The sequence below is a fragment of the Actinocrinis puniceicyclus genome, from assembly GCF_018283645.1.
Taxonomy (GTDB): Bacteria; Actinomycetota; Actinomycetes; order Streptomycetales; family Catenulisporaceae; genus Actinocrinis; species Actinocrinis puniceicyclus.
Genome location: NZ_JAGSXH010000001.1, coordinates 49,060 through 72,445, shown reverse-complemented (window position 1 = coordinate 72,445; position 23,386 = coordinate 49,060). Strand labels below are relative to the sequence as shown.

Here is a 23,386-nt window from a genome sequence, read left to right as displayed (position 1 = left end):
GGAGCGAAGGAGGCTGCGAGATGTGTCTGGGCCTGGCGGCGCGCGTCGTCGCACCTGACGACCGACACGCCGACCTCGCCGTCGCCGAGATCGCCGGCGTGCGCCGCACGGTCAACGTCGGCCTGCTGGAGCAGCCGGTCGCGCCCGGCGACTGGGTGCTGGTGCACATGGGGTTCGCGCTCAGCCCCATCCCCGCGGACGAGGTGGACGACGTGCTCGCCTCGCTGGGACTGATGGCGCGGGAACGCGAGGCCGGCAGCGCGCTGCCGAAAGACGGATGGGAACCCGAATGGACACGCTGAACACGATCGCCGACACGACGATCATCGACCACAACGCGCCCGAAGAGCCCCCGTACGTTGAGGCGACGGCCGGCGCGCAATTGTTCGTCCGGTATGCCTATCCACCCAATGCGCTCGGGTACTGCGGCCCGGCGGACAGCCGCGCGCTGTTGCAGTACGGCGCGTCAGGCGAAGTGGACCAGGGACTCGTGCAGCTCGCGCAGGCGTTCCACGGCGCCTGGCCCTACCTTGAGCTGATCTCGACGGCGACCGGGATCCGTGACCCTCTGGACCGGCGCGTGGTCGAGGCGTATTGGGTCGGCAACGAGTTGCTGCCGAACGTGGGCCTCGGCGCGACGGCCGCGTCCATGGAGGAGAGGTTCCGGCCGCGCACCGGCCGTCAGTTCCCGCACCTGCTGGACGGCGTGCTGGCCGGGGGGGTGCCGCACCACAGTTTCCACGTCTTCGGCGTGTACCCGTGGGTCGGCCTGCTCGGCGACGACCGCAAGGCACCTCAGGCGTTGGACGTGCTCGAACGCTGCCGTATCCGCTGGGGCCGGGTCGAGCGGGTGGACGGCGACCGCATCACCGTGACCAGCCGCCCGCTCACCTGGGACGGGATCGCGCTCGCTCTCGGGCCGCCGCGCACCGAGACCGCGCTGCGCTCCATGGCAGGGATCGGGTATCTCGGCGGCATCCGGCCGGGCGATTGGGTCTCGCTGCACTGGGACTGGGTCTGCGATCGGCTCACCGCCCGGCAGTTGCGCGCGCTGCGGTTCCACACGCTGCGGCAGATGGAGATCACGAACCGGACGATCGGGCGCAACACCGTGGCCACCGTGCTGGCGAACTGATCCGCGACCGGCGACCGGCGACCCCGCACGCACGCCCACCGCGCCGCCAGCTGCGCCCGTAACGGGACGCGTCGGCGGCGCGGCGGGTGCGGCGGGTGCGCACGGCCTACCGGTCAGACCACCGGGTTCCAGCCGTCATTCCCGGCCAGGTACTTCTGCGCGGTGTAGTTCGCGGCGGCGGTGCCGCTCAGTTGCGGGCGGTTGCCATTGACCGTCGCGCCCGCGCCGCTGTTCCCGTACTCGCCGTACCGGCCCGGCGTCCAGGTGGCGCCGGAGATACCGGTCCACGGCGCCGACACGTTGATCGCGGCCGGCAGCAACGTGTTGCGGATCACCGCCTGCGGCACCGCGCCGCTGTACGGAACCCAGGCACGGCCCAGGTACACGCTGTTGGCGGCCAGCGACGAGGCCACGTTGCAGCCGGTGATCAGAATGCCGTAGGCCTGGCTGCCGTAGGTGGCCGGAGCGACCAGCGCTCCGCTGCTGTACACCCCGTCGTTCTCCACGTTGATGGTGCTGCGGTCGATGACGAGCGTGCCGTTGCCGAAGATGAAGTCCACATCGCCGTCCACGGTCGAACCGTAGACGTACTGGCGGATGTCGGTGCTCGCGGTGTTGCTCCAGGACAGCAGCGTGTCCTGGTGACCCCAGAACTTGTCGTGCTTGTACACCTGCCGGTCGCCCTGCATGGCCAGCGCGACCGCCTGGGTTCCGGTCACGCCGGGGTGGTAGTTCTTGTTGAAGGCGTTGGAGAAGGTGATGTACTCGGCGGTGAAGTCACGCGCCGCCACGGTCACCGTGGCCGAGCCGAGCGTCCCGTACGCCGAGCCGGTGGCCGGGTTGGTCTCGCCCGCGTAGTTCGAAGCCTGAATCACCACGTCGGCGGCGTTGCCGGTGGCGCCCAGCAGCGTCAGATGCAGCTTGGCGGCCGGGATGCGCACCACCTCGGAGTAGGTGCCGGCGCCGATCGAGATCGTGTAGGCGGTCGAGGAGTTGTCGGGCACCGCGTTGACCGCGGCCTGCACGCTGGTGTACTGCCCGCCGCTCTTGGCGACGGTGATCGTGACCGCCGCGTGCGCGGGCTGCGCGGCCGACAGCGAAGCGGTCGCGCCCAGGACGGTGGCCGCGGCTAGCGGCAGCGCGATCCGGGCGCGGCGAGGCCGGCCGGCCCGCGTCGGGCCGAGGCGGGCGGGGACGAAGGAGGGTACTGGCATGACGGCCATCCATATCAGGGCTGAAATACGGCTGCGTTGATATCGGACTTCGTGCCGCGTGCCGGACACCCTCATACCCGGCGCACACGACGGGGTCGCGTCCGCTGACGTTAAAACGGCGGCGCACTGTCGTCAACAGCGCGCCGCCGCCTACCCCCGTGTGCTTCGCGCCGACCGTGTAAGTTGCCGCGAAGGGTCTTTCAGGGTCCGGTCAATGCCCCGGGATGTGCACCTCGGTGAGCCGGACGTGATTGCCCGACGGGTCGCGGAAAGCGGCGTCGATGCCGTACGGGCGCTGCTCCGGCTTCTCGGAGAACTCGACCCCGCGCTCGACCAGGCGGTGGTACTCGCCGTGGCAGTCGTCGGTGGTCAGGAAGACGGTGCCGGCGAAACCCTTGCCGACCAGCGTGCGTACGTCCTGGGCCGTGGCCTCGTCCATGACCGGCGGTCCGGGGATCGGCATCAGCACGATGTCGACATCGGGCTGCCCGGCCGGTCCGACCGTGAGCCAGCGGAAGTCGCCCATCTCCGGCAGGGTGACGTCCTGGCGCACCTCCATGCCGAGCTTGCGGGTGTAGAAATCCAGCGCCGCGTCCTGGTCGGTGACCCAGAGCTGGACGGTAGCGATCTTGAACATTGGAGCCTCCTGCGCGGTTGACGGCCTTACAAACGCTAGCCGCGCGCCACGCCGTCGTCTTCTCGAAACGTCTGATGTCGCGGCCGTCCGTAGAACCGCACCACGCAGGCCGGAAGGCGCGCGTATTGCGCCGCAGGGGGGAACTTGGCCCGGTAGCCGGTCGGCGGGACGCCGTACATGCGGGTGAAGCTGGTGGTGAACGAACCCACGCTCTCCAGGCCGACGTTCATGCAGATCTCGGCGACCGACCGGTCCGTGAAGCGCAGCAGCGCGGCCGCGCGCTCCAGGCGCCGCGTGAGCAGGTAGACGTGCGGGGACTCCCCGAAAGCCCGCTTGAACTCGCGGCAGAAGTGCGCGCGGCTGAGCCCGGCCGCTTCGGCGGCGTCCGCGACGGTCAGCCGCTCGGAGTAACGGGCGTCCATCAGGTCTTTAGCGCGCAGGAGGTGCCTGGCGAGGTGAACCGCGGCCATGGGGTGAGCCTACGCGCGGGCGCCGACAACCCGGTGGGGTCTCGACCGCAGCGGCGCGGCGTGGCCCGTCGCGGCCGCCGGAGCGCGCCTGGGACGCATCCGCGGGCGTCGACGGGGTAGGCGGGGCTTCGATCCGCCGCGCGGCGAATATGGAGGTCTTGTCATGGCGAGGGTGACCGTCCTGGGAACCGGGCTGATGGGTTCGGGTATCGCGCGCAGCCTGGCCCGCGGGGGACATCAGGTGACCGCGTGGAACCGCAGTCCCGACAAGGCTCTCGACCTCGCGGACGCCGGCGTCGAGACGGCCGGCGATCCGGCTGCCGCGGTCCGCGGCGCGCACGTCGCGCTCACCATGCTGTTCGACGCGGACGCGGTCGAGGACGTCATGAAGCCGGCGCTGCCGGCGATGGACGCAGACGCGGTCTGGCTGCAGTGCGCCACCGTCGGACTGGACGCCACCGCCCGCCTCGCGAGGCTCGCGGACCGGCACGACGTCGGTTTCGTGGACGCCCCGGTGCTCGGCACCAGGCAGCCGGCCGAGCAGGGAAAGCTGATCGTGCTCGCGGCCGGCCCCGTGGGACTGAGGGAGCGGGTCGCGCCGGTGCTCGACGCGATCGGCTCCCGCACGGTGTGGGTCGGCGAGCGGCCCGGGCAGGGCCACCGGGTCAAGCTCGCGGCGAACTCCTGGGTGCTGTCGCTGATCGGGGCGACCGCCCAGGGCGTCGCGCTGACCCGGCAGTTGGGGCTGGATCCGGCGCTGTTCCTGCAGACGATCGCGGGCGGTCCGCTCGACTGCGAGTACGCGCAGTCGAAGGGCAAGGCGATGATCGCGGGCGACTTCGCCCCGGCGTTCACCCTGGGCGGCGCGGCGAAGGACGCGGCGCTGATCATCGAGGCGATGCAGGCGGCGGGCTGCGACGACCGGCTGATGCAGGCGCTGCGCGCCCAGTTCGACGCCGCCGACCAGGCCGGGCACGGCGCCGACGACATTGCCGCGGTCGTGCGCGCGTTCAGCTGACCGCGGCCGCCGCTGCGCGCCAACGGGCCGCCTTCACCGCCCTTTGAGGCAGGCACCGGTCGACCGCGACGATGCGGACCCGCGTCGGGCAGGCCGGGGAAGTCCGTGAACCGCCCGCCGGACACCCGCGGCTGTGCGGCCGCCCGAGGGGTGATACCCGTAAAACGCGCACGTGGCGAAGCCTGCGAGGCGGATCAGGGACCTCTGATGGTGTTCGGTCGCACGCCGCGCCAGGTCCGGTCTGGCGGCGCATCGAGCCCTTAAGGGCAGGGACGAGAGCCCGACCGTCCGCAGAGGTCACCATTCCATGGTTGCGGATCCACGTGTTGAGCTGTTCAATCAGGTCGCCTTCTCGTGTGGCATCGCCGCGTGCGCCAGGGTTTTCGGCACACCCGATACGTGGCGCCACAGGTGGATGGCGAGGCTGATTCGACTCACCACGCCGCGCACCCGGCGGCTTCGCGGTCGACAATGGGAGGGACTGAGATGACCGACGTGGGACAGGACAAGACGCCGGGTGGAACCGGAGGGCCTGACGCGCCGTTCGGACCGATCGCTCCGGTGCGCAGGCGGCGGCGCCTGCGACCCCGATCAATGCTCGTGCTCGCACTGGCCGCGGTGCTACTGGTCGGGGTCGGGCTTGAGCCGTGGGCCCTGCACATCGGCGGCCGGTTCACCCCGAACATGACATGGAGCGGCTACGGCGAAGTACAGGCTTCCAACGGCGGCAAATACGAGCTCTACGTTCATCTGCGGGGCGGATTGCTCTCGACCAGGCGGGTGCGCTGCGGCCACACCGGCGGCTGTAGCAACCTGATCGGCGATGCGAAGCTGTGCGGCCGCAACGGAGCGACCGAGGACATGGCGTTGACCGGAAGCGTGCACACCTGGTGGAGCACGGACGGTGCGCGCACGATGCTGCTGCTGAACGGCGGTTCCCCGGTCAAGCTGCCGGCCGGCTGGGTCGTGGCGTTCGGCGGAACCTGGCAGGGCCCGAATCTGGTCGTCGAGGACACCGACAACTCGTTCACCGAACCGTTCACCCCGGACGGCGCGATCCGCACCACGACCTCGACCGCGGACGCGGGCACCGCCGCGGTCACGCTGCGAAGCGGCTCGGCCGACGACTTCGCGAGAGCCTGCCGGGCGCTGAAGCAATGAACTCGACCTGGACGATGACGAGTTGGAGCAAGCGATGCGCAACGTGGGCGCCGCCACCGAGAAGGCCACGGTGACCGTCACTCCGGTTTGCGCGCTACCCCGGCGTAGAGGCCGAACTGCTCGGCGCGGGAAGGTACGGTCATATCAGGCCATTGCGCGACGGGTACCAGGCCGGGTTCGACCAAGGGCATGCCCAGGAACAGCTCCTCGATCTCGGCGCCGGTGCGCGGCACGTAGGACGAGGTCGCGTGGTACGAGCCGGTCGCCTCAAGCACCCCGGCGGGATTGAAGTCGGCGGTGCCGTGCGAGATGACCAGACAGCTGCCCGCCGGGAACGCGTTCATCAGTGTCCGAACGATCTGGCGCGGATCGTCGTGCGACTGGATGAAGTGCAGGACGGCCACGAGCAGCACGCCGACCGGGCGGTCGAAGTCCAGCACCCTACGTGTGTCAGGGGCCTCAAGAATCTCCTGCGGCCGGCGGGCGTCGGCGTGCAGGACGGCGATGTGTTCCGGGTCTCCGCTCTGCATGAGCGCCTGCGCGTGCGCGCGCACGATCGGGTCCGAGTCGACGTAGGTGACGCGGGCGTTCGGCGCGACGCTCTGTGCGACCTCGTGCACATTGGGGGAGAAGGGCAGTCCGCAGCCGATGTCCAGGAACTGGTCTATCCCCTGCCGGGCCAGGCGCTCTACCGCGCGCAGCAGGAACGCGCGGTTCTCCTTGATGCCGGCGCGGGTGGTCGGGGCCATCGCGAGGATGGTCTCCGCCACGTCGCGGTCCACCGGGTAGTAGTTCTTGCCGCCGAGCCAGTAGTCGTAGATGCGGGCGGGGCTGGGCTGGTCGGTGTGGATCCGCGACGGCGGCACTCCTTCACCGAGCAGGTGTGCGGCTCGATCGAAGTCGGCGGTAGACATGCGCTCTTTCCGGTGGCTCACCGGACCGCCGCGACGGCCCGGGGTTTACGCGTTCGGCGATGGGCCGAGCCTACCCTGGTGCGCCGGACGAGGACGCCGGTTCGTCGGTGGCGGCGGGTAGCCTCGGGGCATGTCGGCAGCGCAGGATCATGAAGGGTTCGACCGCGACAGTCCGCGGATCGCGTGGGTCACCGGTGCCAGCCGTGGCGTGGGGCGCGGTATCGCCGTGGCGCTCGGGCGCGCGGGATGGACGGTGTACGTCACGGCGCGCTCGCACGCGAACGGGCGTACGAGCCACCTGCCCGGCACGGTCGAGGAGAGCGCCGAGGCGGTCACCGCCGCCGGGGGCCGGGGCGTGGGGATCGTGTGTGACCACCGAGACGATGCGGCGGTCGCGGCGGTCGCGCAACGCATCGGCGCGCAGTGCGGTCGGCTCGACCTTCTGGTCAACAACGTCTGGGGCGGCTACGAGCGGCTCAACGCGGGCGGCTGGCAGGAGTGGAACGCCCCGCTGTGGCGCCAGCCGATCGAGCTGTTCGACGCGATGTTCGGCGCCGGCGTGCGCGCCCACTACGTCGCGCTGGCCCGGTGCGCGCCGCTGCTGATCTCGACGCCGGCGAGCCTGGCCGTCACCGTCTCCTTCGCGACGCCGACCGCCGAACAGCACGCTTTCGGCGCCGCGTACGCGATGGCCAAGAGCGCGGACGACCGCTTGGCGCTGGCCGGCGCGGTACAACTGCGTGAGCACGGCGTCACCTGCGTCGCCCTGCACCCGGGCCTGGTTCGCACGGAGGGCGTCATGCAGTTCGCCGAGCACCTGGACCTGTCGAGCTCGCAGTCGCCGGAGGGCGTCGGGCGGACCGTCGCGGCGCTCGCGGCCGATCCGGGGCGTCTGCGACTGACCGGCCGGTCCCTGAGCGTGCAAGAACTCGCCGACAGATACGGCGTCGAAGTCGCGAGCTGAGACCGGGGCTGAGCGCGGGGCTGGGGCAGGGCCCGAACCCGGGTCGGGCCGGAGCCGGGGGCGCGTTCCGTCAGAGGTCTGATCGTCCGGCGCGCCTCTGCTCGTGGGAGCCGCGCCGCACCGTGTCCGTGTGCGCGGCCACCTCCCGCAACCGCGCGGCCAGCGCCGGGTGCTCGGCCTCCAGGTGCTCGTGCGTGCCCGCCAGCGGCGCCAGCAACTGCGCCGCGTCGTCGCCGCCGAGCGCCAGACGCAGCTGCGCCAGGTCGCCGTCCGCCGCGCGCGACAGGTTGCTCAACGCGGTGATCTGCCCGGCCAGCTGACGCAGGTCGGCCGCGTGATCGCGAGCCCACAGCGCCACCGCGCGCTGCCCGGCGCGCCGGTCGCGCTCGGCCCGCACCCGCTCGTCGCCGGTCCCCTGCATCGCGCCGGAAGCGGGTCGCAGACGCAGATAGCGGCGCTCCGCAGCCTGCCGGCTGGCCACCCCCAGCGCCGGGGCCAACTCGGCCCAGCTCGCCCCCCGGCCCCGCGCCGCGTCGATCAGGTCCGGCTCCCAGGACGCGATCTGCGCGCGCAGTTCGCGAAGCAGCGCCAGAGCGGCGAGGAACTGGGCCGAGCCGCCCGCAGTCTCGGGCGACGCCTGCTCGCCCCGGCCCGGCTCGCAAGACGCGGCACGCCGCGCATGCTTCACGGCGGCGGCGACGCGTTCCAGCGACTCCGCCGGATCAGTCGGGCCCGCGGCACGGGCTACGTCCTCCATATGTCATCCTTCCGATGACGCTTCGACTTGTCATCATTGCGACGACATGCTACAAGGGAATCGCAAGCGCGTCGACCTCGTCGACTGTTGAACCGATCTGGAGGTGTTCACCATGTTGATGCGCACCGACCCCTTCCGGGAACTGGACCGGCTGACCGCGCAGTTGCTCGGCAACCCCGGCACGGGCACGTGGAGCCGCCCCAACGCGATGCCGATGGACGCGTACCGCGACGGCGACCAGTTCGTGGTCTGCTTCGACCTGCCCGGCATCTCGCCGGACGCGATCGAGCTGGACGTCGAGCGCAACGTGCTGACCGTCAAGGCCGAGCGCCGGCCCGCGCGCACCGGCGAGAAGGTCGAGATGCAGGTCTCCGAACGCCCGCTCGGGGTCTTCTCCCGCCAGCTCTTCCTCGGCGACACCCTGGACACCGAGCACATCGCCGCCGACTACAGCTCGGGAGTGCTCACCCTGCGCATCCCGGTGGCCGAGAAGGCCAAGCCGCGCAGGATCGAGATCAGCACCGGCGAACCGGACCACAAGGAGATCACCGCGTAACCGCCGCTCAGCGAGTGTCCCGCGCGGTCCGCGGCAAATCGGCCCCGTCACGTGCGCGGCCGCCCGGCGTGGCCGGGCGGCCGCCGTTCACCGGCACGGCAAGGTGAATCAGCCATGATTTCGTCCCCGCCCCCGACCTTCTACCTGACCCACACGCCCGACGGCGCGGCCGTGCTGCACGTGCGCGGCGAGGTGGACCTGGCGAGCGCGGACCGGTTCCGCGAGCGGCTGCTCGACGAGTTCGCCCGCCACCCCCGGCTGGTCGTGGACCTGTCCGAGGCCATGCTCTTCGACGGCGCCGCGCTGCGCGCGCTGCTCGCCCTGCACCGCGAGGCCACCGGGCAGCACCGCCAGGCCCCGACGCTGCGCGGTCTGCGTCCGCTGCTGGCCAAGGCGTTCAAGGCCACCGGCATGAACGAACTGTTCCCGATTGAGCCGAGCCCGCCCTTCCCGCAGTGGCGGCGGCGCCGTGAGGCGGCGCGCGCGGCTGCGCAGGCGGTACCTTCGGCTGCATGAAGTGCGACGTGACCGAGGCGCGCCCCCGGCGTGTGCCGCGAAGCCGGACCCGATGACGCCGGCCCGCTCGGTCGCGCTGTTCGTCCTGGCCGCGCTGTTCGAGATCGGCGGCTGCTGGCTGGTGTGGCAGGGGGTGCGCGAGCATCGCGGCCCCGGCTGGATCGGCGCGGGCGTGCTCGCCCTCGGCGCGTACGGCTTCGTCGCGACGCTCCAGCCCGACAGCCACTTCGGCAGGATCCTGGCCGCCTACGGCGGGGTCTTCGTCGCGGGCTCACTGCTGTGGGGCGTGATCGCCGACGGCTACCGGCCGGACCGCTCCGACGTCCTCGGCGCGCTGATCTGCCTGGCCGGAGTCGGCGTCATCATGTACGGCCCGCGCGGGCGCTGACCCGGCGGGACGGCCGGACGCGCCGCGGCTCCCGAACCATCTCAGACCTCTGACGTTCAGTGGCCGAGACGGCCCGGGAGCCGCACGTGTTCATCCGATCAGCGGTCGGTTAGTGCCGGTTAGTGCAGGGTGCGCAGTTGCTGCGCGGGGCTGGTCAGGATGCCCGGAGCGCCGAAGATCGGACCGGTCGCCGCACGCAGCGCCCCGCCGGTGACCGTCAGGCCGCCCGCGGTGTACATCGCCTCGTCGAACGCCTGTCCGTTGGTCGGCGACTTGCCGACCGCGAACACCGCGTACGCGTTGCCGTTGAGCACGCTGCACGAGATGTAGTCCCCGACCATGCTGCCCTGGCTGGTGCTCGCGATCAGCGAGAGGCCGAACGGCCCGGCGAGGGTCTGCGGCGCGCTCCAGGTGGAGCCGCCGTTGGCCGAGGAGATGTAGCCGACCTCCAGCTGGCAGGTCGAGGACGAGCAGCCGGCGTTCGGGTAGAAGTAGTAGTAGAGGCCGAGCTTCGCCGTCGTGCCGGAGGTGGCGTGGTCCACGCCGAGGCCCGGGATGAAGTGGTCCACGCCGCTGGTGGTCGCGTCGATCGGGACGCGGGTCACCGAACTCCACGTGGAGCCGTTCGTCGAGGTCGAATACACGATGTCGTTGGCGGGGCAGCCGGAGCGGAACCGGCAGTCCTGCCAGGCCACGTACACCTTGCCGCTGGAGTCGATCTCCGCGCTCGGCAGTCCCTCACCGTCGCGCAGGTTTCCGGCCACCGCGTGCGCGTTGACCGTGGCGACCTGGACGCTGGAGTTCCACGAGGCGCCGCCGTTGCCGGAGGTGAAGGCGCGGATCGCGCTGCCGTTGGCCGAATAGGGCACCACGACGGTCCCGTTCGGCTGCACCAGCGGCTGGCCGCCGAGGCCGGAGGGACCATCGGCGGGCTGCCTGAGCGCGGACCAGGTCTGGCCGCCGTCGCTGGAGACTGACATCGATTCGGCGTTGCCCGAGGAGGTCACGTCGACCTCGATGTAGCAGTTGCCGTAGTAGGGGCTGCCGGCGCTGTCGTCGCACACGACCCACTGCTTGTCATAGCCCTGACCGTCGAAGCCGACCGCCTGGATCGCGTTCTGCCAGTTGACGCCGTCGGTGGAGCGGTTGACCGTGATCCCCGCGGCGTTGCCGGAGGAGTCGATCGGCAGGCCGACGACCATCCACTCGCCATGCTTCACGTCGTAGGCCACGGCCGCGTCCGAGACCTGTGCGTACGAGCCGCCCTGGTTGACCGTGAGGCCGGGCAGGTAGCCGTGCTGCCAGGTGCTGCCGCCGTCGGTCGAGGTCGCCCAGCCCAGGTCCGAGGACCCGCCGCCGTAGACCCGGCCGACCTGGAACGCGGAGACGATCGTGCTGCCGTAGGCGTACGTGTCCGGCTCGACCTGGGTGGCGTGCTGCGCGTCCGTGTCCGTGTACGGGTCCGAACTCACCTTGGTCAGGGTTATGCCGCCGGACGAGCCGACCGTCAGCGTGAAGGTGGTCGTGTGCGTCGCCGAGGTCCCGGTGCCCGTGATCGTGATCACCGAGGTTCCGGAGGGCGTGGTCGAGGAGGTGGCCACGGTCAGGGTCGAGGACGAACCCGCCGTCACCGACGCGGGATTGAACGAGGCCGAGGCCCCGGACGGCAGGCCGGCCGCGCTCAGCGCCACGGTCTGCGCGCTTCCCGAGGTGACGGCCGTGGAGATCGTCGAGGTGGCCGAGCCGCCCGGGCTGACCGAGGCCGCGGCCGGGCTCGCCGAGATCGAGAAGTCGTTCGTGCTCGAGGCGGGCGTCAGCACCACGTCGTCGTACTTGGTGTACGTCGCGTCACCCGGGTAGTCGTCGTCGCGGTTGACGAGCGTGAGCGTGTAGTTGTGCCCCGCGGTGACTGTCTTCGAGACCTGCTTCCAACCGGAGTTGGACACGCAGGTCTTGCCCAGCACGGTGCTGGTCGTACCCGCGGTGGTGTCGGCGAGGGTCGCGGTGGCCCAGTCGTAGGTCACCGTGTCGGGGCAGAACACGTCGTACCAGAACGACAGGGTGCCCCCGCCGCTCGGGGCGGTGAACGACTGGGCGATCGAGGAGCTGCCGTTGGTCGGGGAGGAGGAGCCGAGCAGCGCGGCATACGTACCCGAATGCGGTCCGGACGTGGTCACGCCGGTGGCCGGCCCGGACGCGGTCCAGCCGCTCAGGTTTCCGCTCTCGAAACCGCCGTTGGTGATCGTGGTGGCCGCGGCGGCGGGGGAGAGCGCGGCGGTCAGCGGCACCAGCGCGAGGGCCGCGATCACCGCCAGCCTGCGCCGCGCGCGTGGGATGGATGACGTGGGTATCAAGGTTGTAGATCCCTTCTACAGCCGAGCTGTTGCCCGAGAGGATCCGAGGGACGCCGCGGACACGCTTGTGGCGGTCCGGGCCGGATGCGGTGCCACCCCGCCGTGACAGCAGTGGGTGGCGGGGTGGCACCGATTGCGCAGTGTGGCAACACACTGCGGTCACGACAAGTACCCTGATGGTCACGATTGGCAATGAGTAGGCAAAGCGCGCAGCTGGCGCGCGCCGCGCAAGCCGAAAACCGTTCCTGCATCGGCGCAGCCCGGCCCGGCCTGGAACAACGCAGTGGCGGCACCGCCGTGAAAGCGGTGCCGCCACTGGGTGTGTCGGTGGGTGTGTCGGTGGGCGGGTGCGCGATTATCCGGGAACTGAACCGTGCGTATCAGAGAGCTGGAGAGGCCCGGTTGGGGCGCCTGCCGCGCGTGTTCTTACTCCACCACGAGCTCGACCGGGATGTTGCCGCGCGTGGCCTTCGAATAGGGGCACACGCCGTGCGCCTGCTCCAGCAGCTTGCGGCCGGTCTCCTCGTCCAGCGACTCGGGCAGTTCGGCGCGAAGCACCACCGAGAGCGCGTAGCCCGTCTCGTCCTTGTCCAGGCTCACCTCGGCGGTCACGGAGATCTCGCTGGTGTCCACCTTCGTCTGCCGCCCGACCAGGCCGAGCGCGCTGGAGAAGCAGGCCGCGTAGCCGGCCGCGAACAGCTGCTCCGGGTTGGTGCCCTCGCCGTCCCCGCCGAGCGCGGGCGGAAAGGCCAGGGCCAGGTCGAGCCGGCCGTCGGAGCTGACCGCCCTGCCCTCGCGGCCGTTCGCGGTGGCGACTGCGGTGTAAATGCTCATCGTGTCCGTCCTTCGAGGTCCGGGGGCGGCCGGTGCGCCGTCCCCCGATGTGATGATCGCACACAATTAAATTGGGCACAACTTAAGTGTGCGCTACTGAGCGGCGCGCGACTGAGGTAGCATGGACTCATGGGCATCACCGACGGCCGAGTCGAGCAGTCGATGCGCATCGACGCGCAACTCTGCTTCGCGTTGCACGCCGCCGCGCGCGCATTCGACGGCCTCTACCGCGTGGTGCTGCGCGAGGTCGGCCTGACTTACCCCCAGTACCTGGTGATGCTGGCGCTGTGGGAACACGGCGAGCTGAGCGTGAAGAACCTCGGGGCCAAGCTGCGGCTGGATTCGGGCACCCTGTCCCCGCTGCTCAAGCGGTTGGAGGCGGCCGGCCTTCTTGAACGGCGGCGCGCCGTCGACGACGAGCGGTCCGTGCTCGTGTGGCCGACCGCGGCGGGCATGGCACTCGAGCCGCGCATCATCGAGATGAAGGCGCGCCTCGCCGAATCGGTGGACCTGGACGCCGCGCAGGGGGACCGGTTGCGGGCGCGCCTGGTGCAGTTGACCGAGTCGCTGGACGCCGCCAGCGCGCGGCTCGCGCAACGCGAGATTCCGCCGAAGTGATGAACGGCGCTGGGCCGATAGCCTGAAAAACTGACGCATCCTCAGCATTGCTTCTGCGAGACGCGGCCATGTTCCCTTAGCGTTCGAAGCACCACAGGCACATCAAGCCGTGTCTACCTAGACATAGGGAGCATTGTGCGGCGCTCATCCAGCCTTCGCAGTCGTCTGCTCATTCTCGTCATGGCGCTCTTCGGAGCCTTGGCGTTGGCGTCCGCGACGCCCGCCGCGGCTCTGGTGATGCAGCCACCCGGGAGCAACGGGGACGTGAAGATCCACGCGTCCACCACGCCTGTGAACGACCCGCGTGACGACACCCACGTCTGCGTGTTCTACCTCGACGCGTTCAATTACGACCCCTTCGAGACCATCAACTGGGTCATCGACCAACAACCACCCACCGGTACTGCCGAAGTCAGCAGCGGAACGTTGCACTTGGGCGCGAACGGTCGCGGCCGCACCGCCGACATGAGCCTTCCGGCCGGACACTACAAGCTGACCTTCAAGTACGAGGGTGAGTGGGGCAACGGCAAGCACAAGGTCTTCTGGTCGACCTGCTCCGGCACGCCGTCGCCGTCGGCTTCACCGTCGGCTTCTGCCTCGGCGTCCGCGTCGGCTTCGGCTTCTGCCTCGGCGTCGGCGTCCGCCACCGTCTCGGAATCGCCGTCCGAGTCGGCGTCGAGCACGGCCACCCCGATGCCGACCGAGAGCTGCAATTGCACGCCGTCGGCCAGCGCCACGTCGAGCGCCACGTCGAGCGCCACGTCGAGCGCCACGTCGAGCGCCACGTCGAGCGCCATGCCGAGCGTTCCGGAGAGCATGGCGCCGAGCGCTCAGCAGAGTTCATCCGCGGCCAAGCCCGGCAAGCTCGCGCAGACCGGTGGCGCGGCGGGCGGCTGGCTCGCCCTCGGTGGCACCGCACTGGCCGCCGGCGCCGCCCTTGTCCGCCGGGCCCGCGGGTCGCTGCGCCGCCACTAGATCGGACACGGCCCGGCACCGATAGCGTGTCGTTCATGGCGATCAAAGCAGTGGTCTTCGACATCGGCGGCGTGCTCGAGTACACCCCGGATCTCGGTTCGGAGCGGCACTGGGAGGCCGAACTCGGCCTGCCGGCCGGTGAGATCAGCACCCGCATGCGCGACGTCTGGCTCGCCGGCAGCGTCGGCACACTGCCCGAATCCGAGGTCTACAAGGCGCTCACCGCCCGCCTCGGGCTCGATGACCGGCAGTTGGCCGCATATGTGGACGATCTATGGCGCGAATACCTCGGCACGCCGAACACCGAACTGATCGAGTACGCGCGAGCGCTGCGCACCCGGTACCGCACCGGGATCTTGAGCAACAGCTTCGTCGGCGCGCGTGAGCGGGAACAGGCGGCATACGGGTTCGAAGACCTGGTCGACGAGCTCGTGTACTCGCACGAGGTCGGCCTGAGCAAGCCGGACCCGCGCGTCTACGAGCTGGTCTGTTCGCGGTTGAGTGTGCTTCCCGCCGAGAGCGTCCTGCTCGACGACTCGCAGGTGTGTGTGGACGGTGCCCGCGAGGCAGGTCTGCGCGCGGTGCTGTATCGGGACAACGACAGCGCGAGGGCGCAGATCGATGCGCTGCTCGCCGCATAGATCTCTGGTTTTAAATCAGTAGACCAGACCTCTACAGAAACAATTCCCGTGCCACTACGCTATCAGGCATGATTCAAGATCCCGCACTCTCCACCTCGTTCGGTGCTGCCGCCCGCGATTACGACCGATATCGCGTCGGGCCGCCCGCGGAAATCGTCGAGCGCATTTTGCCGCCTTCCTGCGAGGTGGTGCTCGACCTCGGCGCCGGAACCGGCGCCATGACCCGGCACCTGCTGGCACGGATACCGCAGGTTTATGCCGTCGAACCCGACCCGCGGATGCGGGAGGTCCTCGCGGAGAATTGCCCGGGCGTCACCGCGATGGAGGGTGTTGCGGAGCGGATTCCGCTGCCCGACGCCAGTGTCGACGCGGTCGTGATGTCCGCGGCCTGGCACTGGGTTGATCCCGATCGCGCGATTCCGGAAGTGGCGCGGGTGTTGCGTGACGGCGGAACTCTCGCCCTGGTGTGGAATCACAGCGACCGCAACGTCCCATGGGTTTCGGACCTGGATGCTTTACGACGCCGTATCACCGGTGGTGGCGACGTCGTCTACCCGCGGATCCAGCATTTTCTGAATGATCCCTGGTTGCCCGAAGGCGCGCCGTTCACCGACGTCGAGATATCGGCGCTGTTGTGGTCGACCACGCTCACACGAGAAGAACTGAGTGCCTCGCAGACCACCTACTCCGCTTTCCTGCTCGCGTCAGCTGACAAGAGGGAGGCGCTTCTTCAGCAGATCACCGAGCACCTGAACGGGGACGAGCGCCTGGGTACCGGGGAGACGGTAGAGGTGCCGATGCGCTGCAATTTCTGGCGCGCCGTGCGCAAGCCTCGCGAGGTCTGAACAGCGGCCGGCCGGCGCTCCGCCCGGCCTGCTCTCGCGGCCTGCCTGCCGGGCACCCTCCGGGTGCCCGGCAGCGATCGTTTCAGCCTTCGAACAACGGCCGGTCGGATCAGGACGCTGGTACGTTCTTCACGAACTCGTCCGTGTAGGTCTTGCTCAGATCCACCTGGCGTCCCTTGACGGCCGGATCCCACGCGGAGAGCACGCGGAAGACGCTCTGCGGGCCGTCCGTCGGCATCAGGCCGGTCGGGTTGTACATCCCGAACTGGTTGGCCAGCGCCTGCACGTAGGCGTCCTTGCCGGTAATGCTGTAGAAGCTCGACGGCATCGCGTCGGTGATCTGCTGCGCCGAGTGCTGCTGGATCCAGCGCAACGACTCCACCAGGCCATTGACGAGCTTCTGCACCGTGGGCTTGTTGTTGTTCACGTACTCGGTGGTCATGCTCAGCGCGGTGCCGGGATACGGCCCGCCGAGCGCGGCCTGGGTACCGGCCACCGAGCGCATGTCCACCAGGACCTTGGCCAGATGCGAGGACAGCAGCTTTGAGATGGTCGGCTCCGTGGTCACGCCGGCGTCGATCTGCTTGTGCTGCATCGCCGCGATGAAGGTCGCGCCCGACGCGACGCCCACCGGGTGGATGTTGGCCGCGCCGTTGTGCGCGGCCAGGTAGTCGGCGAGGAACTCGGTCGAGCCGCCCCGGCCGGAGATGCCGACGTTCTTGCCCGCCAGCATGGACGGAGAGGTGATGGTGTCCGCCTCGTCCGCGCGCACCACCTCGACCATGCCGGGGGCCTGGAGCAGTTGCACCACGTCCTCGGTGTTCGTGCCCTTCGCCACCAGGTCGATGTCGTGGTCGTAGAACCCGACGACGCCCTGCACCTGCTTGGAGAGCATCAGCGAGAAGGTCTGCGCGCCGCTGGAGACGTTCACGACCTGCACGTCGAGGCCCTGCTTGCGGAAGAAACCGAGCTTCTGAGCCAGGAAAAGCGGAACGTAGCCCTGGCCCATGGAGTTCGACACCGCGACCTTGACGGTGATCAGGGGGGCGCCCGAGCCGGCGTTCTGTGCCGGGGCCGCGGAGCCGGAACCGGAGCTGGAGCAGGAGGTGAGGCTTGCGGCCGCGGCAAGAGCGGCGACCGCGAGAGTCAGCTTGTGACGCAACATACTTACTGTGCTCTCCTTGGTTCGGGGAAGTGACCGCGTGGATGTGCGGACATGGTGGGCCGGGTCCCGCCCGAGGCGGGCCGGCTCAGGTCTCCGGTTCGAGCGTCTGCCGGGGCGGGCGCCAGCGCAGCAAGCGGTGTTCCGCCAACGTGATCGCACCTTCCGCGCCGAGCGCCACGATCGTGGTGACCACCAGCCCCGCGTAGACGCCGTCCGGGTTGAAGTAGCCCTGGGCCTGCGCGATCAGGGTTCCCAGGCCCTGCTGCGCGCCGAGCAGCTCGCCGACGACCGATCCGGTGATGGCCAGGCCGAATGCCACCCGCAGGCTGGCGATCAGCCAGCTGAAGGCCGAGGGCACCACCACGTGGAAGAGGACCGCGAGCCGGCTCGCGCCCAGCAGCCTGGCGTTGGCGATCAGCCCGTGGTCCACTTCGCGCGCGCCCTGGAAGGCGTTGAAGAAGACGTTGAAGAACACCAGCAGCACCGCCAGCGCGATCTTCGACGGCATGCCGAGGCCGAACCAGATGATGAAGATCGAGCCGAGCACCAGGCGCGGGATCGAGTTGAACGCCCCGATGTAGATGGCCAGTATCTCCGAGAGCAGTTTGACCCGGCCGAGTACGATCCCGCAGGTGACGCCCAGCACGACGCCGATGGCGAACCCGAAGAAGGTCTCCTGCAGAGTCACCCACAGCTGTTGCCACAGCGGCCCCTCGGTGGTGCCGTGGTGGATCCAGTCCAGCAGCTGCCGCCAGGTGCCGACCGGGTCGCCGTAGAAGGACACGTCGATGCTGTGCGACGAGGCAAGGGCCTGCCACAGCCCGAGCCCCCCGACGAGCAGCGCGACCTGGACGGTGGCGATGGCGACCCGGCGCCGTCCGCGTCCGCCCCGGACGGCCTGCGGCGTGTCGGCGTCCGCCGGGCGTTCACGGCGAGGTCGTAGCGCGTGCATAAGCAAGGGAGACCTCTTCGCTCAGACATGACCAGATCTGTTCGTGCAGCTCGACGAACCGCGGCTGGAAGCGCACCTCGCGCACGCTGCGCGGCCGCGGCAGGTCCACGGCGAACTCCTTCTTCACCGTGGCCGGACCAGCGGTCAGCACCACCACCGTGTCGGCCAGCGCGATGGCCTCCTCCAGGTCGTGGGTGACCATCAGCACCGAGGCGCCCAGCTGCTCCCACAGCCCCAGCAGTTCGTCCGACATGATCTGCCGGGTCTGCGCGTCCAGGCCGGAGAAAGGCTCGTCCATCAGCAGGATCTGCGGACCGTTGATCAGCGTCTGAGCCAGCGCGACACGCTTACGCATGCCGCCGGAGAGCTGGTAGGGGTAGTAGTGCTCGAATCCGCTCAGGCCCACCCGGCGCAGCCAGTCGCGGGCCAGCTCGGCCGCCTCCCGCCGCGGCGTCCCGCGGAACCGGGGACCCGCCGCGACGTTGCCCAGCACCGTCTTCCACGGGAAGACCGCGTCGCTCTGGAACATGAATCCGGTGCGCGGGTCGGTGCCGGACACCGGCTGCCCGTCGATCAGGATGGCGCCCTCACTCGGCCGGACCAGCCCGGCGATCATCGACAGCACGGTCGACTTGCCGCACCCGGTCGGCCCGATCAGGACACAGAAACGGCCCGGCTGCACGGTCAGGGTGATGTCATCCAGTGCGGTGCGCGCGCGGCCGTCGGGTGCGCGGAAGCGCTTGGAGACGCCCCTCACCTCAAGCAGCGGAGGCGGTTTCGGAAGTCTGTCAGGACTCGCAGCTTCGGGCCCTGTGGAACTTTCCAATCGTCTACTCCTGACGGTTACCCCTGACTGGGCCACGAGAATGCCATCTGTGTGCCAAGGGCAACAAGCGTTCCCCCCAAGGGACTGTCAACTTAGGGTCCTGCCAGTGTGACCGTTGGTTGGGCTGCCCTAGGGTGCTCGCATGTCACGGGCCGACCAGACGACCACCGCGCTGAGCGGAGGGTTGCCGCAGCGAGTCGTGCTGGGTCTGTTGATCCGCGCGTTCCCCCCGGGACACGTCGACCAGATCGTCGACGTGCTCGGACGCCGCGAGCAACGCCATCGGCTGCTGCCGGCCCGGCTGATGGTCTACTTCACCCTGGCGTTGTGGATCTTCGGCGAGCTACCCTACGAGGAAGTGCTCGGCGAGATCGTCCGCGGTATTCCGGGCCTGACGTACCCGCCGGGCGCGCAGACCGCGAGCGCGGCGGCGATCGGACGGGCGCGCCGGCGGCTCGGCGTCGAGCCGCTGCGGCTGCTCTTCGAGCGGGCCGCGGCCCCCGCCGCGGTCCTCAACGGGCCGGATCCGCTGCTGCCCGGCGGCTGGCGGACACTGCGGCTGGGCCGGATCGCGGCCGACGTACCCGACACTCTGGCCAACCGGGCGGAGTTCGCGGTGCGCGGCTCCGAGACGGGGTCGGCGGGCGCCGCGGCGGGACCGAGGGTGTACCTGTCCTTGCTCACCGACGACCTGACCCACAGGGTGGTGGCGGCCTCGGTCGGCGGCGGCACGGACGGGGGCCGGGACCGGCGCCTGCTGGCCTCGGTCTCTCCGGGCTCGCTGGTGGTGCTCGACGACGAGCGCCCCCTGTCGGCCGGGTTGTGGACCGCGGTGGGCGACCACGGCGGCGAGCTGCTGTGGCCGGTACCGGAGGGCCCCGCCCTTCCGGTGCACCACCGGCTGCCTGACGGATCAGGGCTCTCCCGGCTGCCCGCGGCGGCCGGGGCGGCACGGATCGTACGGGTGATCGAACGAGGTTCCTGCGCCAGCCGGCTGGTGACCTCGATCCTGGACCATCGCAAGGCTCCGGCCGACCGGCTCACCGCCGTCCACGACCGCAACCGCGCGCACGGTAACGGATTTCGCGGCATCACCGCCTATCAAGGAGGAGACCGGATCGTACTTCGCTCGAAGAGCCCTGACCTGGTTCGCCAGGAGCTCTACGCGATGCTGTGCGTTCACCACGCCATCGGCGAACTGGTGGACTTCACGCTCCTGGAGGCCCGGCAGCCGCCGGTGCGCTCCCGACAGGTCCATACGCATGCGAAGCGCCCTTATTCGGGCGCGCTGCGCCCCCGTTAAGTCAGTTGTGTGAAGTCTTGGCCCCTGCTGCGCGCCTGTGCTCAAATTGCGCCAGTCCCAAGTACGGGGTGTCGGCTTCACCACGCAATCCGCACGTCGGTAGCAGAGGACGGAGATCGTGCCCGCTCGAAACGAGGAGCGTGTGAGGCTCGATGGCTAAGAACACGGATGAAGCCTTACCGAAAACCCGGCGGGGGCTGCGCGACCTGCGTCTTCGCAACCGGCTCGTGCTGTTGGTGCTGTTGCCGCTGACCGCCGGTGTGGCGCTCGGCACGGCGCGCATCGTCACCGAGACCGAAGCGATCACCGCCGAGGGAAACCTCGCCGGTCAGGTCCAGGTCGCGCTTTCGGTCTCAAAGCTCGTGCACAGTGTGCAGGATGAACGAGACCTGATCTCGCGGTATCTGAGCGGAGGTCAGCGTGCTGAGGACATGACCAGCCTGTCGGCCGCGGAGAGCAGCACCTCGGCGCAGGTACAGGCGTTCGAAGCCGCGCGCAAGCAGTACGCGGGCGGCATCGCCGCCCTCTCGCCCGCCGCGCAGGCACTGGCCCTGCAGGCGGACGCGCGTCTGGGTGACCTGCCCGTGCTGCGCACGTCGGTGGTAAGCCTCGGCGACTCGCGGCCGGTGTTCCAGGCATACACCACTATCGTCAGCACGCTGCTGAACTTCAGCGACCAGCTGGCCACCGGCACCACCGACCACGACCTCGGCTCCCTCGTGGGCACCCTGGCGCTGGTCGAGCAGGCGGGCGAGCAGACCTCTCAGGAGCGCGGCTATCTGGTCGGCATCCTGGGCGGCGGCGGGCAGAACCGAGTGCAGCAGGAAGCCCTGATCCAGGCGCAGGCCAAGTACACCGGCGCGCTGGTCTCGCTGACCGCACAGGCCGACCCGGCGACCGTGAACGAGTTCCAGACCACGGTCAGCGGCCAGAACACCGGCACCGCGGACAGCCTCGTGCAGCAGGTCGTCGACGCGGCACTGGAAGCCCGGCCGGTCAGCAGCATCGGCGCGGACCCGGTGGGAGCGTTCAACGCGGCGACCGCGAAGGTGACCCAGATACGCCAGATCGAGGCCCAGGTCGGCGCCGATGCGGCGGACCGCACCTCCTTCTTGCAGTCCCAGGCGCGCACGCAGCTGTACGTCAACGCGGGCATCGTGGTGTTGACGCTGCTGCTGGCTTTCGGCGCTACCACGCTGATCGCCCGCTCGATCGTCGAACCGCTCAAGGTGCTGCGTACCAGCGCCTACCAGATCGCCAACGTGGGCCTGCCGGCGGTCATCCGCCGACTGCGCGACGCCGCCGACGTGGACCCGGGCGCGATGGCCCGGATCGCGCCGATCCCGGTGAGTTCGCGCGACGAGATCGGTGAGGTCGCCCGCGCGTTCGACGAGGTGCATGACGCCGCGGTGCGGCTGGCCACCGAGCAGGCGCTGCTGCGCGGCAACGTCAACGCGATGTTCAAGAACCTCTCCCGGCGCAGCCAGGGCCTGGTGGAGCGGCAACTGCTGCTGATCGACTCGCTGGAGAACAGCGAGAAGGACCCGGGGCAGCTGGCCCAGCTCTTCAAGCTCGACCACCTGGCCACCCGCATGCGCCGCAACAACGAGAACCTGCTGGTTCTCGCGGGCGAGGAGACGGCGCGGCGGTGGACCGAGGCGGTGCAGCTGGTGGACGTGGCCCGCGCCGCGGCCGCCGAGGTGGAGCAGTACGAGCGGATCATGTTCGGCGAGATCCCGCGCACCCGGATCGTCGGCAAGGCCGCGCCGGACGTGGCGCACCTGGTCGCCGAGCTGCTGGAGAACGCCACCACCTATTCCTCCCCGCAGACGAAGGTGTGGGTCGCCGCGCGTCCCGGTGACGACGGCGGGGTAGTCCTGCACATCGAGGACGTCGGCATCGGGATGACCGTCGCCGACCTGGCCAAGTCGAACGAGCGGCTGGCCCGCCCGCCGCTGGTGGACGTCGGCGTCTCCCGGCAGATGGGCTTGTTCGTGGTCGGCCGGCTGGCCGCGCGCTACGGAATCCGGGTCACCCTCGCGGAGTCCCCGGCCGGCGGCGTGACCGCCTCGATCCACCTGCCGGTCTCGCTGATCGACCTGGGCCAGATGGCGCAGCGCCGGCCGGGCGACTCCGGCATGCAGCAGCGGCTGACCGTGCCCGGCCTGACCCGCGAGGGTTTCACCACGCTCGGCCAGGAACCGGGCCGCGGCCGCGAGGAGCCACGCGGCGCTCACGACGACAGACATGGCGACTTCGGCCGGACCAGGCGCCTTGGCGAGCCGCCGAACCCTCCGCAGCCGGACGGCCGTAACGGCCGCGAGCAGCCGGCCAACGGTTCGCGCCCCGGGGCGCGCCCGTTCGCGCCGCCGTCCGGCGCCCCACCGTTCCCCGGCCCGGCGCAGAGCGCGCCCGCGAGTGATCACGCCTGGTTCGAAGCCAAGCCGGGCGAGCAGCGCGACCGCGGCGAGGGGGAGCGCGCCGAGCAGATCCCCGGGCCGCGATCCGAGACCAGGGCGCACATTCCGCCGCCCCGGCCTCCGGCCGCCCCGGGCCCGGCACAGTCCCCGGGCCCGGCACAGTCCACCGGCATACCTGAGGCGGTGGGCACCGACACCAATGAGCGCCTGCCGATCTTCGAGGCCGTGGAATCCGAGTGGTTCCGCCGCCGCGGCACCCGCCCGCCGCACTCCGGTTGGAGCCCGCGTTCGGCGCAGCCGTGGGACACGACGCGCGCGGCGAACAGCGCGGCGCAGTCGATGCAACAGAATCTGCAGGCCACGGGGACGGATACGCAGAGCCCGACCCCGCCGCGCTTCGAGTCGGCGTCCGCACCGGCGCAGACGATGACCGAGCCGGAAGCCGAGCAGCCGCGGTCCTGGTCCTCTCCGGGCGACGATGCCTGGAAGGCGGCCGCCGCGCTGGCGCAGCCTGTCCGCGACGGGGTGACCCCCACGGGCCTGCCGCGCCGGGTGCCCAAGGCGAACCTGGTACCGGGCAAGGCCGGCGCCGACGGCGCGGCCAAGGCGACTCCGCCGCCGGACATCACCACCACGGCCGAGGCCGTGCGCAAGCGCCTGTCGACCTTCCGCCGCAACTCGCAGCAGTTGGCCGGCGATACGGAACAGAGTTGAGGATCGGAA

General features: G+C 70.2%; 25 protein-coding genes. 14 read left to right on the top strand and 11 right to left on the bottom strand.

The genetic code is table 11. The features are described from left to right. The first annotated feature begins 20 nt into the window (after positions 1-20). A complete protein-coding gene (locus KGA66_RS00410; protein WP_211463213.1) occupies positions 21-302 on the top strand; it encodes a HypC/HybG/HupF family hydrogenase formation chaperone in 282 nt (93 codons plus the stop codon). Then, positions 290-1,135 (top strand): DUF6390 family protein, encoded by an 846-nt coding sequence (locus tag KGA66_RS00405; RefSeq protein WP_211463211.1) that lies wholly within the window; start codon positions 290-292, stop codon positions 1,133-1,135. The genes KGA66_RS00410 and KGA66_RS00405 overlap by 13 nt, the downstream gene beginning before the upstream one ends. A gap of 113 nt (positions 1,136-1,248) precedes the next feature. Here KGA66_RS00405 and KGA66_RS00400 read toward each other — a convergent pair whose 3' ends face one another. The 3 genes from KGA66_RS00400 to KGA66_RS00390 form a co-directional block, all read right to left on the bottom strand. Next, positions 1,249-2,349 carry a pectinesterase family protein gene (locus KGA66_RS00400; protein WP_211463209.1) on the bottom strand — a complete coding sequence of 367 codons (1,101 nt, stop codon included), beginning with the start codon at positions 2,347-2,349 and terminating at the stop codon, positions 1,249-1,251. Positions 2,350-2,560: 211 nt separating this feature from the next. After that, positions 2,561-2,986 (bottom strand): VOC family protein, encoded by a 426-nt coding sequence (locus tag KGA66_RS00395; protein WP_211463207.1) that lies wholly within the window; start codon positions 2,984-2,986, stop codon positions 2,561-2,563. 35 nt (positions 2,987-3,021) lie between these two features. Next, complete coding sequence (locus KGA66_RS00390) at positions 3,022-3,456, bottom strand: helix-turn-helix domain-containing protein (RefSeq protein WP_211463205.1); 435 nt, start codon at positions 3,454-3,456, stop codon at positions 3,022-3,024. Between the two features lie 163 nt (positions 3,457-3,619). Between KGA66_RS00390 and KGA66_RS00385 the strand changes: the two genes are divergently transcribed. Both KGA66_RS00385 and KGA66_RS00380 read left to right on the top strand, forming a co-directional pair. Further along, entirely contained in the window at positions 3,620-4,474 is an 855-nt protein-coding gene (locus KGA66_RS00385; RefSeq protein WP_211463203.1) for an NAD(P)-dependent oxidoreductase, read from the top strand. Positions 4,475-4,960: 486 nt separating this feature from the next. Next, a complete protein-coding gene (locus KGA66_RS00380; RefSeq protein WP_211463201.1) occupies positions 4,961-5,635 on the top strand; it encodes a hypothetical protein in 675 nt (224 codons plus the stop codon). A gap of 77 nt (positions 5,636-5,712) precedes the next feature. Here the strand turns inward: KGA66_RS00380 and KGA66_RS00375 are convergent, their stop codons facing one another. Next, the gene (locus KGA66_RS00375; RefSeq protein WP_211463199.1) at positions 5,713-6,549 is read right to left on the bottom strand and encodes an SAM-dependent methyltransferase; all 837 of its coding nucleotides are present in this window, start codon (positions 6,547-6,549) and stop codon (positions 5,713-5,715) included. A gap of 130 nt (positions 6,550-6,679) precedes the next feature. On the opposite strand from KGA66_RS00375, the gene KGA66_RS00370 reads away from it, so the two are divergent. Further along, positions 6,680-7,513 (top strand): SDR family NAD(P)-dependent oxidoreductase, encoded by an 834-nt coding sequence (locus KGA66_RS00370; RefSeq protein WP_211463196.1) that lies wholly within the window; start codon positions 6,680-6,682, stop codon positions 7,511-7,513. Positions 7,514-7,583: 70 nt separating this feature from the next. Here KGA66_RS00370 and KGA66_RS00365 read toward each other — a convergent pair whose 3' ends face one another. Continuing rightward, positions 7,584-8,270 carry an HSP18 transcriptional regulator gene (locus tag KGA66_RS00365; protein WP_211463194.1) on the bottom strand — a complete coding sequence of 229 codons (687 nt, stop codon included), beginning with the start codon at positions 8,268-8,270 and terminating at the stop codon, positions 7,584-7,586. 112 nt (positions 8,271-8,382) lie between these two features. On the opposite strand from KGA66_RS00365, the gene KGA66_RS00360 reads away from it, so the two are divergent. From KGA66_RS00360 to KGA66_RS00350, 3 genes are all read left to right on the top strand, one after another. Then, positions 8,383-8,826, top strand: a complete 444-nt coding sequence (locus KGA66_RS00360) for an Hsp20/alpha crystallin family protein (protein ID WP_211463192.1) — start codon at positions 8,383-8,385, stop codon at positions 8,824-8,826. 114 nt (positions 8,827-8,940) lie between these two features. Next, positions 8,941-9,342: an STAS domain-containing protein gene (locus KGA66_RS00355; RefSeq protein ID WP_211463190.1), complete on the top strand. Its 402-nt coding sequence runs from the start codon at positions 8,941-8,943 to the stop codon at positions 9,340-9,342. Between the two features lie 52 nt (positions 9,343-9,394). Then, the gene (locus KGA66_RS00350) at positions 9,395-9,730 is read left to right on the top strand and encodes a YnfA family protein (protein ID WP_211463356.1); all 336 of its coding nucleotides are present in this window, start codon (positions 9,395-9,397) and stop codon (positions 9,728-9,730) included. Between the two features lie 119 nt (positions 9,731-9,849). Here KGA66_RS00350 and KGA66_RS00345 read toward each other — a convergent pair whose 3' ends face one another. Then, positions 9,850-12,084, bottom strand: coding sequence for an exo-alpha-sialidase (locus KGA66_RS00345; RefSeq protein WP_246506771.1), 2,235 nt, complete (start codon positions 12,082-12,084; stop codon positions 9,850-9,852). 426 nt (positions 12,085-12,510) lie between these two features. Then, positions 12,511-12,918, bottom strand: coding sequence for an organic hydroperoxide resistance protein (locus KGA66_RS00340; RefSeq protein WP_211463188.1), 408 nt, complete (start codon positions 12,916-12,918; stop codon positions 12,511-12,513). A 129-nt stretch (positions 12,919-13,047) separates the two neighbouring features. On the opposite strand from KGA66_RS00340, the gene KGA66_RS00335 reads away from it, so the two are divergent. Next, positions 13,048-13,536: a MarR family winged helix-turn-helix transcriptional regulator gene (locus KGA66_RS00335; RefSeq protein WP_211463186.1), complete on the top strand. Its 489-nt coding sequence runs from the start codon at positions 13,048-13,050 to the stop codon at positions 13,534-13,536. Between the two features lie 485 nt (positions 13,537-14,021). Here KGA66_RS00335 and KGA66_RS00330 read toward each other — a convergent pair whose 3' ends face one another. Then, positions 14,022-14,354 (bottom strand): hypothetical protein, encoded by a 333-nt coding sequence (locus tag KGA66_RS00330; protein WP_211463184.1) that lies wholly within the window; start codon positions 14,352-14,354, stop codon positions 14,022-14,024. Here KGA66_RS00330 and KGA66_RS00325 point away from each other — a divergent pair. The 3 genes from KGA66_RS00325 (at position 14,353) to KGA66_RS00315 (ending at position 15,997) form a co-directional block, all read left to right on the top strand. Next, the gene (locus KGA66_RS00325; protein WP_211463182.1) at positions 14,353-14,511 is read left to right on the top strand and encodes an LPXTG cell wall anchor domain-containing protein; all 159 of its coding nucleotides are present in this window, start codon (positions 14,353-14,355) and stop codon (positions 14,509-14,511) included. The two genes, KGA66_RS00330 and KGA66_RS00325, sit on opposite strands and share 2 nt — an antisense overlap. Before the next feature lie 35 nt (positions 14,512-14,546). Beyond that, positions 14,547-15,152 carry an HAD family hydrolase gene (locus KGA66_RS00320; protein ID WP_211463180.1) on the top strand — a complete coding sequence of 202 codons (606 nt, stop codon included), beginning with the start codon at positions 14,547-14,549 and terminating at the stop codon, positions 15,150-15,152. A gap of 68 nt (positions 15,153-15,220) precedes the next feature. Continuing rightward, positions 15,221-15,997: a class I SAM-dependent methyltransferase gene (locus KGA66_RS00315; RefSeq protein WP_211463178.1), complete on the top strand. Its 777-nt coding sequence runs from the start codon at positions 15,221-15,223 to the stop codon at positions 15,995-15,997. A gap of 109 nt (positions 15,998-16,106) precedes the next feature. Here KGA66_RS00315 and KGA66_RS00310 read toward each other — a convergent pair whose 3' ends face one another. From KGA66_RS00310 to KGA66_RS00300, 3 genes are all read right to left on the bottom strand, one after another. Beyond that, complete coding sequence (locus tag KGA66_RS00310) at positions 16,107-17,162, bottom strand: ABC transporter substrate-binding protein (RefSeq protein WP_211463176.1); 1,056 nt, start codon at positions 17,160-17,162, stop codon at positions 16,107-16,109. A gap of 85 nt (positions 17,163-17,247) precedes the next feature. Beyond that, the gene (locus KGA66_RS00305) at positions 17,248-18,114 is read right to left on the bottom strand and encodes an ABC transporter permease (RefSeq protein WP_211463174.1); all 867 of its coding nucleotides are present in this window, start codon (positions 18,112-18,114) and stop codon (positions 17,248-17,250) included. Then, positions 18,089-18,940, bottom strand: a complete 852-nt coding sequence (locus tag KGA66_RS00300) for an ABC transporter ATP-binding protein (protein ID WP_369015774.1) — start codon at positions 18,938-18,940, stop codon at positions 18,089-18,091. Before KGA66_RS00300 ends, KGA66_RS00305 begins: the two co-directional genes overlap by 26 nt. A gap of 142 nt (positions 18,941-19,082) precedes the next feature. On the opposite strand from KGA66_RS00300, the gene KGA66_RS00295 reads away from it, so the two are divergent. After that, positions 19,083-20,243: a transposase domain-containing protein gene (locus KGA66_RS00295; RefSeq protein ID WP_211463172.1), complete on the top strand. Its 1,161-nt coding sequence runs from the start codon at positions 19,083-19,085 to the stop codon at positions 20,241-20,243. A gap of 152 nt (positions 20,244-20,395) precedes the next feature. Continuing rightward, a complete protein-coding gene (locus tag KGA66_RS00290; RefSeq protein ID WP_211463170.1) occupies positions 20,396-23,377 on the top strand; it encodes a nitrate- and nitrite sensing domain-containing protein in 2,982 nt (993 codons plus the stop codon). Positions 23,378-23,386 lie beyond the last annotated feature (9 nt).

Bases quoted from the DNA above. Each gene is read 5' to 3' on its own strand.
- KGA66_RS00370 (WP_211463196.1), top strand. From the start codon at position 6,680: ATGTCGGCAGCGCAGGATCATGAAGGGTTCGACCGCGACAGTCCGCGG.
- KGA66_RS00350 (WP_211463356.1), top strand. From the start codon at position 9,395: ATGACGCCGGCCCGCTCGGTCGCGCTGTTCGTCCTGGCCGCGCTGTTC.
- KGA66_RS00330 (WP_211463184.1), bottom strand. From the start codon at position 14,354: ATGCTCTCCGGAACGCTCGGCATGGCGCTCGACGTGGCGCTCGACGTG.
- KGA66_RS00400 (WP_211463209.1), bottom strand. From the start codon at position 2,349: ATGCCAGTACCCTCCTTCGTCCCCGCCCGCCTCGGCCCGACGCGGGCC.
- KGA66_RS00325 (WP_211463182.1), top strand. From the start codon at position 14,353: ATGGCGCCGAGCGCTCAGCAGAGTTCATCCGCGGCCAAGCCCGGCAAG.
- KGA66_RS00295 (WP_211463172.1), top strand. From the start codon at position 19,083: ATGTCACGGGCCGACCAGACGACCACCGCGCTGAGCGGAGGGTTGCCG.
- KGA66_RS00390 (WP_211463205.1), bottom strand. From the start codon at position 3,456: ATGGCCGCGGTTCACCTCGCCAGGCACCTCCTGCGCGCTAAAGACCTG.
- KGA66_RS00385 (WP_211463203.1), top strand. From the start codon at position 3,620: ATGGCGAGGGTGACCGTCCTGGGAACCGGGCTGATGGGTTCGGGTATC.
- KGA66_RS00305 (WP_211463174.1), bottom strand. From the start codon at position 18,114: ATGCACGCGCTACGACCTCGCCGTGAACGCCCGGCGGACGCCGACACG.
- KGA66_RS00360 (WP_211463192.1), top strand. From the start codon at position 8,383: ATGTTGATGCGCACCGACCCCTTCCGGGAACTGGACCGGCTGACCGCG.
- KGA66_RS00335 (WP_211463186.1), top strand. From the start codon at position 13,048: ATGGGCATCACCGACGGCCGAGTCGAGCAGTCGATGCGCATCGACGCG.
- KGA66_RS00380 (WP_211463201.1), top strand. From the start codon at position 4,961: ATGACCGACGTGGGACAGGACAAGACGCCGGGTGGAACCGGAGGGCCT.
- KGA66_RS00375 (WP_211463199.1), bottom strand. From the start codon at position 6,549: ATGTCTACCGCCGACTTCGATCGAGCCGCACACCTGCTCGGTGAAGGA.
- KGA66_RS00340 (WP_211463188.1), bottom strand. From the start codon at position 12,918: ATGAGCATTTACACCGCAGTCGCCACCGCGAACGGCCGCGAGGGCAGG.
- KGA66_RS00310 (WP_211463176.1), bottom strand. From the start codon at position 17,162: ATGTTGCGTCACAAGCTGACTCTCGCGGTCGCCGCTCTTGCCGCGGCC.
- KGA66_RS00395 (WP_211463207.1), bottom strand. From the start codon at position 2,986: ATGTTCAAGATCGCTACCGTCCAGCTCTGGGTCACCGACCAGGACGCG.
- KGA66_RS00290 (WP_211463170.1), top strand. From the start codon at position 20,396: ATGGCTAAGAACACGGATGAAGCCTTACCGAAAACCCGGCGGGGGCTG.
- KGA66_RS00405 (WP_211463211.1), top strand. From the start codon at position 290: ATGGACACGCTGAACACGATCGCCGACACGACGATCATCGACCACAAC.
- KGA66_RS00320 (WP_211463180.1), top strand. From the start codon at position 14,547: ATGGCGATCAAAGCAGTGGTCTTCGACATCGGCGGCGTGCTCGAGTAC.
- KGA66_RS00315 (WP_211463178.1), top strand. From the start codon at position 15,221: ATGATTCAAGATCCCGCACTCTCCACCTCGTTCGGTGCTGCCGCCCGC.
- KGA66_RS00365 (WP_211463194.1), bottom strand. From the start codon at position 8,270: ATGGAGGACGTAGCCCGTGCCGCGGGCCCGACTGATCCGGCGGAGTCG.
- KGA66_RS00355 (WP_211463190.1), top strand. From the start codon at position 8,941: ATGATTTCGTCCCCGCCCCCGACCTTCTACCTGACCCACACGCCCGAC.
- KGA66_RS00410 (WP_211463213.1), top strand. From the start codon at position 21: ATGTGTCTGGGCCTGGCGGCGCGCGTCGTCGCACCTGACGACCGACAC.